The organism is Paeniglutamicibacter sp. GQ140 (assembly GCF_059759235.1).
On the sequence record NZ_JCAXDW010000002.1, the window covers coordinates 167022 to 180698 of the forward strand.

A 13677-nucleotide genomic window follows, 5' to 3' on the forward strand; every position below is an offset into this window, starting at 1 on the left:
GGCTTCCATGAACACTACAGCCATTGCCGCCCCGGGCCCGCATTGGCGCGGGGTGATACGCACTACATTGCCACCGGCAGCGCACGCATCCGGCCTACCGGCCAATGCCGTTCTCGTAGGAGTACACCACGATCTGTACCCGGTCGCGCAGCCCGAGCTTGCGCAGGATCGCCCCGATGTGCGTCTTGACCGTGGACCCGCTGAGGAAGAGCCGCTCCGAGATCTCCTGGTTGGTCAGCCCCAGTGCCACCGCCTCGAAGACCTCGCGCTCCCGCTCGGTCAGCTCCAGGAATTGCGCCGGGACCTCGGGCACCGGTGCCGGCTCGTCGCGCAGCAGCGCGGCCAGGGATTGCGGGGCGATGACGGCGTTGCCGCCGTTGACCGCGCGGATCGACTCGCAGACGAATTCCGGCGTGCTGTCCTTGAGGATGAACCCGCTGGCTCCGTGCCGGATGGCGGTCGCTGCGTGCTCGTCCCAGTCGAAGGTGGTCAGCATGATGACCTTCGGGAGCCTGCCGAAGCGCCCCGTGGAATCCTCGAAGATCTTCCGGGTTGCCTCGACCCCGCCCATCGGCGACATCTGCACGTCCATCAGCACCACGTCGGGCTCGTGGGCGGCAATGGCACCCAGGGCCTCGGTGCCGTCGGCGGCCTGCGCCACCACTGCCATGTCGGGTTGGGCACCGATGATCACCGCCAGGCCGGAACGGAAGAGTTGCTGGTCATCGACCAGCGCCACGCGGATCTGCGGTTGGTTCAACGGGTGGTCCATTCGTGGTTGAGCGGAAATGTTGCGGCAATGGTGAAAAGGTCGGGGGCGCCTGCCGAACCGTCCTCGGTGTCGATGCTCAGGGTGCCCGACAGGCTGGCCAGGCGCTGGCGCATGCCCGCGATCCCGGTTCCGGTGCGCCTGGACGCGGCGGACGCCTCGAAATAGTTTGTCAGGCTCAGCGTATAGCTGGTGGCGCCCCAGTAATGCCTGACGTAGATCGGCGTGGTGGCGCACCCGTGGTGCAGCGCGTTGGCCAGCATCTCCTGGATGATCCGGCGGGTGGCGGGAACGATGTCCGCCGGCAACGGCACCGGCTCCCCCAGCGTTTCCTCGCTGACCTCGTATCCGGTGCCGCGCACGTTTTCCAGGATGGCGGAGATCTCCGAGGTTGCGGGTGGCAGCAGGCCCATTTGCGCTGTCACCAGGGCCAGGCTGCGCGTGGCCGGGGTCGCGGCGCCGCTGGCCGCCGCGGGCTTGGCGTGCGGGGGCTGGGTTTCGGCGGTCTGCGAGAGCACCTGGCGCACCTCGCCCAGGGACCGGCGGGCAGCGTCGGCGATGGTCCCGGTCGTCTCGCGGATGCGGGCCACGTCGCCGTCGGGGATGAAGCGGATCGAATCGGCCTGGGCGATGATCACCGCCAGCGAATGGCCCACCACGTCGTGCACGTCGCGCGCGAGGGCCGCATTCTCCGAGCGCAGCCGGGCAAGTTCCAGGGCGCTGTCGGCCTCCTCGCGCGCGCGGGCCGAGCCCCGTTCGGCGGTCTGCTTCCCGGCAAAGAGCCGCAGCAGCAGCCCCAGCAGCCACGGCAGGGTCAGCATCGAGGCGACCACCACGAAGACCGCGATGACCTGGTTGTTGGTCGGCCAGGCGTTGGACTCCATGGCGCGGAAGAGCGGTTCGGACACCCAGGACCCGATCCGGCCAATGTAGATGGTGCCCAGCACCGAACCCGCGGCGATGGACAGGCCGGAGACGAATACCCAGAGTCGCGTGCCGTACCTGGCGGCGATGCCCACCACATACAGCGCCGCCAGCTGGGCGAGGTCGACGTCGACCCCGCGGAGCATCTGCAGCATGGTGCCGACCCAGATCAGCGCGAGTGCCACCCCGGGCAGGACCCGGGCGCAGCCGATGGCCACGGCGGCCGCCAGCACGAAGAACGACGTGTCGCCGAGGTAGTTGCCCGAGTAGGAGCCCAGGAGAAGGAACTCGTGGCAAAACACCACCAGGGCCAGGAAGATCGCGGCGGCAGTCACATCCGAGCGCCATCCCCATCGCCCGCGCCAGCGGACCGGTTCGAACTCGTCGTCCCTGGCGCTCACCGTGTGCCCGCCGGTGCCGGATCCGGCGCCGTGCGCGCGAGCGGGCCGCCGGCGCCCCGGGCAGGAATGCCGGCCCGCCGGCAGTGCGCGGGGCGGGAAACGCAATTGTGCATGCTACCTACCGTAGACGGCCCGGCCCGCCGGGGCGTCACCCGGAGGTACCGGAAGGGCCATTCCCAGGTACCGGATGCCGGGGTCCGGATACGGCCCCGGGGCCGATGCGCATGCAGGCCATCGAGGGAAGACTTGGTGTCATGATGAGATTCCCGTCGCAGATCCCGCGCTCGCGCAGGGCCAAGGTCATGCGCCTGGCAATTGCCCTGGCGGCGTTGGCCGTCTTTGCCGCCTCGGTCCTCGGGCTCGCCTATGCCCTGAAACCTGTCGCGGACGAGGCCCCGGATGCTTGGCCGGTGGTGCCGAGCGGGCTGCAGTCCATCCACCCGGCCACGGAACCTGCAACGTCCGGTGTCCTCCACGCCCGCGCCATGGCACCCGATGCGGCCGGGCGCTAACCGCACCCCGCAAGCGTGAGCATCGCCGCGCTGGCCGACGGGGGGCCGGCCCCTACATCCAGCGCACGCCGCGCTCCCGGAATTCCTGCTCCCTGGCCGTGGCGACTAGCTGGATGAGATCGAGCGGCAGCGGCTGGTCGTGCGGAAGCTGGATCGAACCCTTGCCCAGGGTGTAGCCGGCCAGTTCCCCGGCGAGCGCGTCGCGGGAGCCGGGCGTGGTGTAGAGGTTGATGTGCTTGGGGAACACCGCGTAGGCAACCAGGATGGTGTCGTCCACGAAGGCGGGCTGCCCCCACGTGATTTGGACGCCCGCGTGAGGCAACGCCTCGCACAATGCCCGGTGCAGGGCCCTTGCCCGGGGTCGGAGTTCGGCGGGCACGTTTCCGAGGTACTCCTCGGGTGTGGCCCCCTTGATCTTTGCCCTGCTGCTCCTTGCGCTCTCGACGGGCGGACGCGCCGGTGGCATCGGGGACATCGACCTGGCTTCATTCCGCCCCATGCCTGGCCCCGGTGCCCCGGCCTCCCCTCCCCCTGCCGTTGCGGCACTTGCCCGGCTAATGTGGTCATAGGCATAGGTGCCGCTGAGTACGGGGTGGTCTTCATGGGCGTCGGCAATGATCCGCATGGCATTTCCCTGGTCCGCGACACGCCCTGTGGGCCGGTGGAAGGGCTGCTCAGCGGCGGCGTGGAGCGATTCCTGGGGATTCCGTATGCCGCCGCGCCCGTGGGCGCGCACCGTTTTGCCGTCCCCACGCTCCCTGCGCAGTGGACCCGGACCCGGGCAGCCACCGCCCACGGGCCCACCCCCGGGCAGGTTCCCTATCCCGGGGCGCTGGGAAGGCTGCTGCCCACCGTCTCCATCCCCGGCGACGGGTACCTGAACGTGAACGTCTATGCCCCCGCCAAGCGACCCGGGGGGCTGCGCCCAGTGCTGCTCTGGATCCATGGCGGATCGCTGCAGCATGGGTCCAACGCCCTTCCGGGCCATGACGGCACCGCGTTTGCCCGGGACGCGGTGGTCTTCGCCGCGGCAAACTACAGGCTGGGCGCGGAGGGATTCTCGGTGCTGGAGGATGCCCCGCTGAACCTGGGACTTGCCGATGTCGTTGCCGCCCTGGAGTGGCTGCGGGTCAACGTCGCCTCCTTCGGCGGGGACCCGAACCAGGTCACGCTCATGGGGCACGGGTCCGGTGGCTCGCTGGTGGCGGCGCTGCTGGCCCACCCCCGCGCCTCGTCCCTGTTTGCGCGCGCCATCATCCAAAGCGCCCCGCTATCGGCCTGGCCCGTGTCCCGGGCCAGGCGCATGACCCAACGCATCGCCACGGACCTGGGCATCGCGGCAACCCGCGAGGAATTCGCAGCCCGCTCCCCCGCAGACTTGTTGGCGTCCCAGGCCCGCATGGCCGCCGGCGCGACCCCGCTGAACTCCGGCCCGGCCTACGGCCTGGCGATCGAGCCCCAGCTGGTGCCCGAGGACCCGTTGCGCGCGATGCTTGGAGGTGCCGGAGCCGACATCCCGCTGCTGGTCGGCACCACCACCCAGGAGTGCCGGCTGTGGCACGCGCCCGGGGGCCGCGGTGCCAAGGTCTCCCGGACCGGCCTGGCGCTGGCCCGGCGGCGGGCCGGAATCTCCAAGGAGGCGCAGCGGCTCTTCTGGCGCAACCGCCCCGGCGCGGGCCCGGGCGAGATCCTCGCCGCCCTGGCCACCGACAAGTTGCTGCGGGTGCCGATGTACACGCTGGCCGATGCCCGGCGATACGCCGGAGGGCAGACCCAGGTGTACGAATTTGCCTGGCACAGCCCGGTGAACGACCTGGGTGCGGCACACGGAACCGAGCTGCCCTTCGTCTTTGACAACCTTGCCGTCCAGGACGCAACCACCCTAGTGGGCGACGCGGCCCCGCAGTCCCTGGCCGGGGCGATGCACGAAGCCTGGGTGTGCTTTGCCACCATGGGGATCGCCGAATGGCCGCCCTGGGACATCAGCCGCCCGGTGAAGACCTTCAACGGGCTGGGCAACGAGGTCGTGCATTCCCCGCGCGACGACGAGGCCGAGGCAATCGGCTGACGCCTCCCCCGTCCGTCCGGTGCCGTCGGCCGCCCGTGTCGCGCGCCCGTGTGCCTGCCGCCGTTGCGGGGATCGGCTAGCGTACCTTGGGAATGAACAGCGGATTTCTGGGAAGGTTGCTACATGTTTACTGGTGCCTGGTGGTGGGCAACCGCCCTGGTGGTTCTGGATTTGGCCATCCGCGTCCTTGCCGTGATCTTCGTTCCCCGCAACCGCCGCCCCACCTCCGGCATGGCGTGGTTGCTGGCCATTTTCCTGATCCCCTATTTCGGGGTCATCGCCTTTCTGCTCATCGGGTCCCCCAAGCTGCCGCGCAAGCGCCGCGAGGTGCAGGAGGAGATCAACACGTTCATGCGCGCGGTGAGCGCCGAGGAACGCCACGACGAAACCCACGGGAACAACCCCGCCTGGTTCAACTCGCTGGTCGAGATGAACACCAGGTACGGGGGCATGCCCCTTTTGGCGGGGAATTCCGGGCGGCTACTGGGCGACTACGAACAGACCATCCAGGCCATGACCGACGCCGTCGAATCGGCCGGCGACTACGTCCACGTGCAGTTCTACATCCTCAGCCTTGACGCGGCCACCGCCGGATTCTTCGACGCGCTGGAGCGCGCGATCGGGCGCGGGGTGCGCGTGAACGTGATGCTTGACCACTGGGCCTCGCGCGGCAAGGCCCACCACGCCGCCACCAAGGCCCGGCTGGATGCGATGGGCGCGCACTGGACCCTGATGCTTCCGCTGCAGCCGCTGAAGGGCAAGTTCCAGCGCCCCGATTTGCGCAACCACCGCAAGATCCTCGTCGTTGACGGGACCGTCGGCTACATGGGTTCGCTGAACATGATCTCGCGCGACTACAACGTGAAGAAGAACATCAAGCGCGGGCTCAAGTGGAAGGAGCTGGTCGTGGAGCTGCGCGGACCGGGCGTGGCCACGCTGGACGCGGTGTTCATCTCCGACTGGTACTCCGAGACCGGCGAGGTCATCCTCGAGGGCGTGCGGCGGGCCGAGCTGGTGGCCGGCGGGGATTCGCTGGGCCGGCTCAGCGGCGCGCTGATCGACCACCGCGCGGAGTTCGGCACGATGCTCACCCAGGTGGTCCCCTCGGGCCCCGGGTTCGAGCGCGAGAACAACCTGCGGCTCTTCCTGGGGCTGATCCACGCGGCCCAGCGGCGCATCGTGATCACCTCGCCCTACTTCGTGCCCGACGAGTCGCTGATGTATGCGATCACCTCCGCGGTGGCGCGCGGGGTCCCGGTGGACCTGTTCGTCTCGGAGGTCGGGGACCAGGCGCTGGTCTACCACGCCCAGCGCTCGTACTACGAGGAACTGCTGCGCGCCGGGGTGCGGATCTACCTCTACCCGGCCCCGTACATCCTGCACGCCAAGCACTTCACCATCGACGACGAGACGGCGCTGATCGGCTCCAGCAACATGGACATGCGTTCCTTCGGCCTGAACATGGAGGTCTCGATGCTGGTGCGCGACGCCGGCTTCGTGGCGCAGATGCGCGACGTCGAGGACGAATACCGCGAGGTCAGCCGGTTGCTGACGCTCGAGGAATGGCTCAGGCAGCCGCTGCGCTCCACGGTGCTGGACAACCTGGCGCGGCTGACCTCGGCCCTGCAGTAGCCGGGGCAAGCCAAAGGGGGCGGCACCGCCGGCGCCGGCCCTCCCCGGCTTCCGGGTTCGGCTGGACGCAGGCGGCACCGCCCCCGGGTGGCGCTTCACCTCCGCGGGGAGGCGGGCGCCGGGGCGTGGGCCGGATTACTGCAGCATGGTCCGGTCATCGAGCTGGGCGCCCTTGATCTTCTCGAACTCGTGCAGCAGGCCCGGAACGGTCATCTGCGCCTTCTGTTCCGAGTCCAGGTCCAGGATGACCTGGCCGTCGTGCATCATGATCAGCCGCGTGCCCAGGCGCAGGGCCTGTTCCATGTTGTGCGTGACCATCAAGGTGGTCAGCTGGTGGCGCACGACGATTTCCTCGGTCAGGCGGGCCACCAGCGCGGCGCGCTGCGGGTCAAGGGCGGCGGTGTGCTCGTCGAGCAGCAGGATCTTCGGTCCGGAGAACGTGGCCATGAGCAGGCTCAGCGCCTGGCGCTGGCCGCCGGAGAGCAGCCCGACCTTGGCCTTGAGCCGGTTTTCCAGGCCGAGTTCCAGGGAGCGCAGTTCCTCGACGAACTGCTCGCGCTTGCGCTTGGTGACGCCAAAGCCCAGGCCGCGGAAGGTGCCGCGGCCCAGGGCCAGGGCCATGTTCTCCTCGATGGTCATGTTCGGCGCGGTGCCGGCCATGGGGTCCTGGAAGACCCGGCCGATGTACCTGGCGCGGGAGTGGTCGGCAAGCCGGGTCACGTCCTTGCCCCCGACGCGCACCGTCCCGGTGTCGGGACGCAGCTTGCCGCCGACCATGTTCAGCACCGTGGATTTGCCGGCGCCGTTGGAGCCGATGACGGTGACGAACTCGCCGTCACTGAGCGTCAGGTTGATGTTGCGCAGGGCCTTGCGCTCGTTGACGGTCCCGGGGAAGAACGTCTTGTTCAGGCTGGTGATCTCAAGCATCGACGCCCACTTCCTTCTTGTCCTCGGTGGTGATCGACTTGCTGCGGATGCTGATGCGGTTGGCGAACTTCCCGAGTCCCTTCCACTGCGGCAGCAGCAGTGCGATGACGACCAGCACGGCGGAGATCAGCTTCATGTCGTTGACTTCCAGTCCGGCCTGCAGCGACAGCTGGATGACCAGGCGGTAGGCGACCGAACCGAAGACGACGGCCAGGGCGGCGATCCAGATGAACTTCTGGCCGAAGATGGCCTGGCCCACGATGACCGACGCGAGGCCGATCAGGATGACGCCGATGCCCATGCCGATGTCGGCAAAGCCCTGGAACTGGGCGATGACCGCGCCTGAAATGCCGACCAGGCCGTTGGAGAGCGCCAGGCCGAGGATCTTCTGGTTGTCGGTGTTCACCCCGAGGGAGCGGATCATTTCCTCGTTGTCGCCGGTGGCGCGCATGGCCAGGCCGACGTCGGTGCGCAGGAACCACACGATGACCGCCACCGCCACCAGGCAGCCGAGGAACATCAGGCCGACGGAGACCCAGGTGCCCAGCAGCCGGTTCTCGCGCAGGAAGGTGAGCACCGTGGTCTCGCCCAGCAGCGGGAGGTTCGCCTTGCCCATGATCCGCAGGTTGATGGAATACAGGGCGATCATGGTCAGGATACCGGCCAGCAGGCCGTCGATCTTGCCCTTGGTGTGCAGCAGCCCGGTGATGACACCGGCGGCTGCGCCGATGAAGAAGGCGAACGCCGTTGCCAGGAACGGGTTGACGCCATTGATGATCGAGATTGACGCGACGGCCGCGCCGGTGGTGAAGCTTCCGTCGACGGTCAGGTCGGGAAAGTCGAGAATGCGGAAGGTCAGGTAGACCCCGAGTGCCATGATCGCGTAGATCAGGCCTAGTTCAACCGCGGTGATCATGGTGGATCCTAGCGTTTTGGGAGTTGGGTAAATGGTGGTGGCCGGTCGGGATCAAGCCGACCGGCCACCGGATGGATCGCTGTTGCGGTCGGGCCTACTTGTAGGTCTGGGCCGCTTCGGAGAGCATGTCCTCCGGGAAGGTCAGGCCGATCTTTTCCGCCGCGGCGGTGTTGAGGTACAGCTCGACCTGGGTGATGGTCTCAACCGGCATCGTTGCCGCTTCGGCCTCGCCCTTGAGGAGCTTCACGGCCATGGCCGCGGTCTGCTCGCCGAGCTTCTCGTAGTTCAGGCCGTAGGTGGCGGTGGCGCCGCGCTTGACGGATTCGCCGTCCGCCGCGATCACCGGAATCTTCCGTTCCTGGGCGGTCTGCAGCAGGCCCTCGAGGGCGGAAACCACGGCGTTGTCGGTCGGGACGTAGAACGCGTCGACGTCCAGGCCCGATGCGGCCTGCTGGACCTCGGAGGATGCCGAGATGGCCTTCTCCTCGATGGTCAGCCCCAGCTCGGCCGCGGCGTCCTTGGCCCACTGGACCTGGACGCCGGAGTTGACCTCGCCCGAGGAGTAGACGATGCCGACGGACTTGGCTTCCGGCTTGATCTTCTTCAGCAGCTCCAGCTGCTCCTTCACCGGGTTCTTGTCCGAGGTGCCGGTGACGTTGGCGCCCGGTGCCTCGAGGCTGGAGACCAGCTTGGCTTCCAGCGGATCGGTGACCGCGGAGAACACGACAGGGATGTTGGTGATCGACTGGGCGGCCGCCTGCGCGGTCGGGGTGGCGACGGCCAGGACCAGGTCCATGTCGTTGTCGGACGCAAACTTGCCGACGATGGAGGTGTTGGTGGCCTGGTCGGCCTGCGCGTTGGCAAAGTCGTACTTGACCTTGTCGTCGCCCGTGTAGCCGGCCTCCGCCATGCCCTTCTTGAATCCGGTGACCACGGCGTCAAGCGACGGATGGGACACGTACTGGGCGATGCCGATCGTCACCGGGCCGGCGGGGGCCGCGGAACCGGTGGCCTCCGGGGTGCTGGACCCGCCGCAGGCGGTGAGCACCAGGGCGGTGGCTGCGACCGAGGCTGCGATCTGGACGGACTTGAAGATTTTCATTGTGTTCCTTTCATGACGTGCGAGTGTCATGCCTGGCGTTCGGTGATGGCCAATTCCGGGCAATTTCAGGATTTGTACATCCCCTGCCGATCGGCAGGATGTTCTCCTCATGAATTGCTTCGATACTACATGTGAAGCTACTCACATTTCTTCCATCTACCCTGAATTGCAAGACAAAAAGTGGTTCTTTGATCATCTTGCCACGCATCTTTCGTCAATAGCGATCGATAAACGGACAATTGGTATCCCTTCGTGGCGAGAACCAGACGGTACCGTGGACAAAACCGCGTTTTGACAGGTCAAGGACCGGGAAAGCGGCGGCCCCGGGCGGGATCCGCGACGTCCGGCCAGCGGTCCGCCCCGGAGGCCGGGCGGGCACCGGATCCCGGCGCCGCTGGCATAGACTTGGGTCATCATGGCCCTGACGATTTCCTATCCCGAAGCCCTTCCCGTTTCCGCGCGACGCGATGACATCATGTCCGCCATCAAGGACAACCAGGTGGTCATCGTCGCCGGTGAAACCGGGTCCGGCAAGACCACCCAGCTGCCCAAGATGCTGCTGGAACTGGGCATGGGCGAACGCGGGATGATCGGGCACACCCAGCCCCGCCGCCTGGCAGCGCGCACCGTGGCCGAGCGCATCGCCGAGGAGTTGGGCACGAAGATCGGCGAGGACGTCGGCTTCCATGTGCGCTTCACCGGCGAGGTCTCCCGCGCCACCAAGGTCAAGGTGATGACCGACGGCATCCTGCTGGCGGAGATCCAGCGCGACAAGCTGCTGAAGAAATACAACGCGATCATCATCGACGAGGCCCACGAACGCAGCCTCAACATCGACTTCCTGCTCGGCTACCTGCGCCGGATCCTTCCCAAGCGCCCGGACCTGAAGATCGTCATCACCTCGGCGACCATCGACCCGCAGCGCTTTGCCGAGCACTTCGCCGCCCCCGGGCCCGAGGGCGGGGAACCGGTGCCGGCACCCATCATCGAGGTCTCCGGCCGCACCTTCCCCGTCGAGCTGCGCTACCGGCCGCTGAACCCGGCCGACGGCATGGACGAGGACGAGCTGGACCCCGACGCCCAGGCGGAGGACCGCGACCCGCTCGATGCCATCGCCGAGGCCGTGGACGAGCTGGCCGCCGAGGCGCCCGGGGACATCCTGATCTTCTTCCCCGGCGAGCGCGAGATCCGCGACGCGGCCGAGGTGCTGCGCGCCCGGGTGAAGACCAACCGGCGACTGGCCGGGACCGAGATCCTGCCCCTGTTCGCCCGGCTGTCGCTGGCGGAGCAGCACCAGGTCTTCAACCCCGGGAAGAACCGCCGCATCGTGCTGGCCACCAACGTCGCCGAGACCTCGCTGACGGTCCCGGGCATCAAGTACGTCATCGACACCGGCACCGCGCGCATCTCGCGCTACTCGCACCGCACCAAGGTCCAGCGCCTGCCCATCGAACGGGTCTCGCAGGCCAGCGCCAACCAGCGCTCGGGCCGCTGCGGGCGAGTGTCCGACGGCATCGCCATCCGCCTCTATTCGCAAGACGACTTCGAGTCGCGCCCCGCGTTCACCGACCCGGAGATCCTGCGCACCAACCTTGCCGCGGTGATCCTGCAGATGAGCTCCATGGGCGTGGTGCGCACCGCGCGCGACGTCGCGGACTTCCCCTTCGTCCAGCCGCCGGATGCCAAGTCGGTCAACGACGGCGTGGCGCTGCTGCGCGAGCTCGGCGCCCTGAACACCGGCACCGAGGCCACCATCACCCCGGTCGGCAAGTCGCTGGCCCAGCTGCCGGTGGACGTGCGGCTGGGCCGGATGATCGTCGAGGCCGGCTCCCGCGGCTGCGCCAAGGAGGTCATGGTGCTCGCCGCCGCGCTGTCCATCCAGGACCCGCGCGAGCGACCCAGCGAGGAAACCGGCAAACGCGAGCGCGCCGCCGAAATGCACAAGCGCTTCATGGACGCGAAGTCCGACTTCTCCTCGCTGCTGAACCTCTGGCGCTACCTGCAGGAAAAGCAGAAGGAACTCTCCTCCTCCGCGTTCCGCCGGCTGTGCAAGAACGAATACATCAACTACCTGCGCGTGCGCGAGTGGCAGGACCTGTTCACCCAGCTGCGCCAACTGGCCAGGCCGCTGGGCATCGCGATCTCCCCCGAGCCGGTGGACCCCGCCGCCAACGAGGACGCCATCCACATATCCCTGCTCACCGGGCTGCTGGGGCACGTGGGCTCCTGGGACGAGCGCAAGCGCGAATACGTCGGCGCGCGCGGCACCCGCTTCTCCGTCTTCCCCGGCTCCGCCCTGTCGCGCAAGTCCACCGAGTGGGTCATGGCCGCCGAGCTGGTGGAGACGTCCCGGCTCTGGGCACGCACCGTGGCCCGGCTGGATCCCAAGTGGGTCGAGGAGGTCGCCGGGGACCTGCTCAAGCGCAGCTACTCCGAACCGCACTGGTCGCGGAACTCCGGCGCGGTCATGGGGTACGAGAAGGTCACGCTCTTCGGCCTGCCGATCGTGCCGCGCCGCCGCATCCAGTACTCGAAGGTGGACCCGGAGCTCTGCCGCGAGCTGTTCATCCGCAACGCGCTGGTGGAGGGCGACTGGAAGACCCACCACAAGTTCTTCGCGCGCAACCGCCGGGTGCTCGAGGACATTGAGGAACTCGAGACCCGCATGCGCCGGCGCGACCTGCGCGTGAGCGACGAGGACCTGTTCGAGTTCTACGATTCGAAGCTGGGCCCCGAGGTTCTCTCCGAGCGGCACTTCGACCGCTGGTGGAAGGCCGCGCGGCACGAGAACCCGACGCTGCTGGACTTCAACCCGGAGGACATGCTCCAGGCCGATGCCACCGAACTGGACGAGGCTGCCTTCCCGCGCACCTGGCGCCACGGCACCCTTGACCTGGATTTGGTCTACGAATACAACCCGGCCGCGCGCGCCGGGGAATCCGACGGCGTCTCGGTGCGCGTGCCGGTGCTCTTCCTGAACCAGCTTGACCCCGTGCGCTTCCGCTGGCTCATCCCCGGGCTGCGCGTGGAGCTGGTCACCGCCCTGATCAAGTCGCTGCCCAAGGCGATCCGCAAGAACTTCGTCCCGGCCCCCGACGTCGCCCGCACCGCCGTGGCCGCGCTGGAGGCCGACTTCAACCCGGAGACCGACGACCTTGCCGCCTCCCTGGAGCTGGTGCTGCGCCGGCTCAAGGGCGTGGTGATCCCCCCGGGTTCCTGGAACTGGGAGGCCCTGCCGCCCCACCTGCGCTTCACCTTCACCGTCGTGGACTCCGACGCCAAGATCCTGGACGAGTCCCAGGACCTGCCCGTGCTGCAGCAGACGCTTGCCGCGGCCAACCGCTCGGCACTGGCCCGTTCCCTCGGCGTCAAGCCCGGGGCGGCGCTGCCCACGGGCCCGGCCGCCGGCACCTCCGGGGCCTCCGACGGGAAAAAGGGGCGGGGTGCCAAGGGCCAGGGGCCCAAGTCCCCCGCTGCCGCCGCATCGCGTCCCGGCGGAGTGCCGGTGGTGGCGACCACGGTGTGGGAACGCACCGGGCTGACCGACTGGGACACCGGGGTGGGCATCAACGGCGCCATCACCCCCAAGGTCGTCACCCAGGTCGCCGGGCAGCAGGTCGCCGCCTACCCGGCGCTGCTGGACGAGAAGGCCTCGGTTCGCCTGACGGTCTTCCGCAACCCCGTCGAGCAGCTGGCCGCGCACCGCACCGGCGTCATCCGGCTGCTGCTGCTCAAGGTCCCCTCCCCCGCCCGGTACGTCCTTGACCACCTGAACAACCAGGAAAAGCTGGTGTTCACGCAAAACCCGCACGGGTCGGTCGCCTCGCTGATCCAGGACTGCACCATGGCGGCGGTGGACCGGCTGGTCCCCGAGACGCTGCCCTTTGACAAGGCCGGCTTCGATGCGCTCTACGAGCGGGTCCGCGCCGAGCTGATCGACACCGTCTTCGCGGTCACCGCCATCGTGGAAAAGGTGCTCTCCGGCACCCGGCGGATCAACAAGGAACTGAAGTCCGCCTCCTCGCTGGCCCTGGTCAACGCGCTGAACGACGTGAAGTCCCAGCTCGAGCAGCTGGTCTACCCGGGCTTCGTGGCCAACACCGGCTACGCGCAGCTGGCCCAGCTGCCGCGCTACATCGCCGCCATCGAAAAGCGGCTGGAAAAGCTCGGCACCGGGCACCTGGCGCGCGACAACGCCGCGACCCTGGACATCCAGGGACTGGAGGACGAATACGACGCGGCACTGGGGCAGCTGGTGGCGGGGGTGCGCACACCGGCCCCGCTTGCTGCGGTGAAGTGGATGCTGGAGGAGTACCGGGTCTCGCTCTTCGCCCAGGAGCTGGGCACCGCCTACTCGGTCTCCGCCAAGCGGATCCGCACCGCGATGCGCGAGGGGCTGGCCGCGGCGAAGTAGGTGCTCCCGGGG

10 protein-coding genes are annotated in these 13677 nt (G+C 68.3%); 4 read left to right on the plus strand and 6 right to left on the minus strand.

Translation table 11 applies throughout. The annotated features are described in order from the left end of the window. Positions 1–94: 94 nt before the first annotated feature. On the minus strand, positions 95–772 hold the full coding sequence (locus AC6CHY_RS03505; protein WP_498225491.1) for a response regulator: 678 nt from the start codon (positions 770–772) through the stop codon (positions 95–97). Beyond that, complete coding sequence (locus AC6CHY_RS03510) at positions 757–2199, minus strand: sensor histidine kinase (RefSeq protein ID WP_498225493.1); 1443 nt, start codon at positions 2197–2199, stop codon at positions 757–759. Before AC6CHY_RS03510 ends, AC6CHY_RS03505 begins: the two co-directional genes overlap by 16 nt. 149 nt (positions 2200–2348) lie before the next feature. On the opposite strand from AC6CHY_RS03510, the gene AC6CHY_RS03515 reads away from it, so the two are divergent. Then, positions 2349–2606: a hypothetical protein gene (locus AC6CHY_RS03515; protein ID WP_498225495.1), complete on the plus strand. Its 258-nt coding sequence runs from the start codon at positions 2349–2351 to the stop codon at positions 2604–2606. A 52-nt stretch (positions 2607–2658) separates the two neighbouring features. Here the strand turns inward: AC6CHY_RS03515 and AC6CHY_RS03520 are convergent, their stop codons facing one another. Beyond that, positions 2659–3231: an iron chaperone gene (locus tag AC6CHY_RS03520; RefSeq protein WP_498225497.1), complete on the minus strand. Its 573-nt coding sequence runs from the start codon at positions 3229–3231 to the stop codon at positions 2659–2661. Here AC6CHY_RS03520 and AC6CHY_RS03525 point away from each other — a divergent pair. Further along, the gene (locus AC6CHY_RS03525) at positions 3208–4674 is read left to right on the plus strand and encodes a carboxylesterase/lipase family protein (protein WP_498225499.1); all 1467 of its coding nucleotides are present in this window, start codon (positions 3208–3210) and stop codon (positions 4672–4674) included. The two genes, AC6CHY_RS03520 and AC6CHY_RS03525, sit on opposite strands and share 24 nt — an antisense overlap. 123 nt (positions 4675–4797) lie before the next feature. Then, complete coding sequence (gene cls / locus AC6CHY_RS03530) at positions 4798–6306, plus strand: cardiolipin synthase (RefSeq protein ID WP_217389121.1); 1509 nt, start codon at positions 4798–4800, stop codon at positions 6304–6306. Between the two features lie 135 nt (positions 6307–6441). Here cls and AC6CHY_RS03535 read toward each other — a convergent pair whose 3' ends face one another. The 3 genes from AC6CHY_RS03535 to AC6CHY_RS03545 form a co-directional block, all read right to left on the minus strand. Next, positions 6442–7233 (minus strand): ABC transporter ATP-binding protein, encoded by a 792-nt coding sequence (locus tag AC6CHY_RS03535; protein WP_498225500.1) that lies wholly within the window; start codon positions 7231–7233, stop codon positions 6442–6444. Next, complete coding sequence (locus AC6CHY_RS03540) at positions 7226–8149, minus strand: ABC transporter permease (RefSeq protein ID WP_217389119.1); 924 nt, start codon at positions 8147–8149, stop codon at positions 7226–7228. Before AC6CHY_RS03540 ends, AC6CHY_RS03535 begins: the two co-directional genes overlap by 8 nt. Before the next feature lie 94 nt (positions 8150–8243). Further along, positions 8244–9251, minus strand: a complete 1008-nt coding sequence (locus AC6CHY_RS03545; protein ID WP_217389118.1) for an ABC transporter substrate-binding protein — start codon at positions 9249–9251, stop codon at positions 8244–8246. Between the two features lie 415 nt (positions 9252–9666). Here AC6CHY_RS03545 and hrpA point away from each other — a divergent pair, with 415 nt between their 5' ends. Then, a complete protein-coding gene (hrpA, locus tag AC6CHY_RS03550; protein WP_498225502.1) occupies positions 9667–13665 on the plus strand; it encodes an ATP-dependent RNA helicase HrpA in 3999 nt (1332 codons plus the stop codon). Positions 13666–13677: the final 12 nt, after the last annotated feature.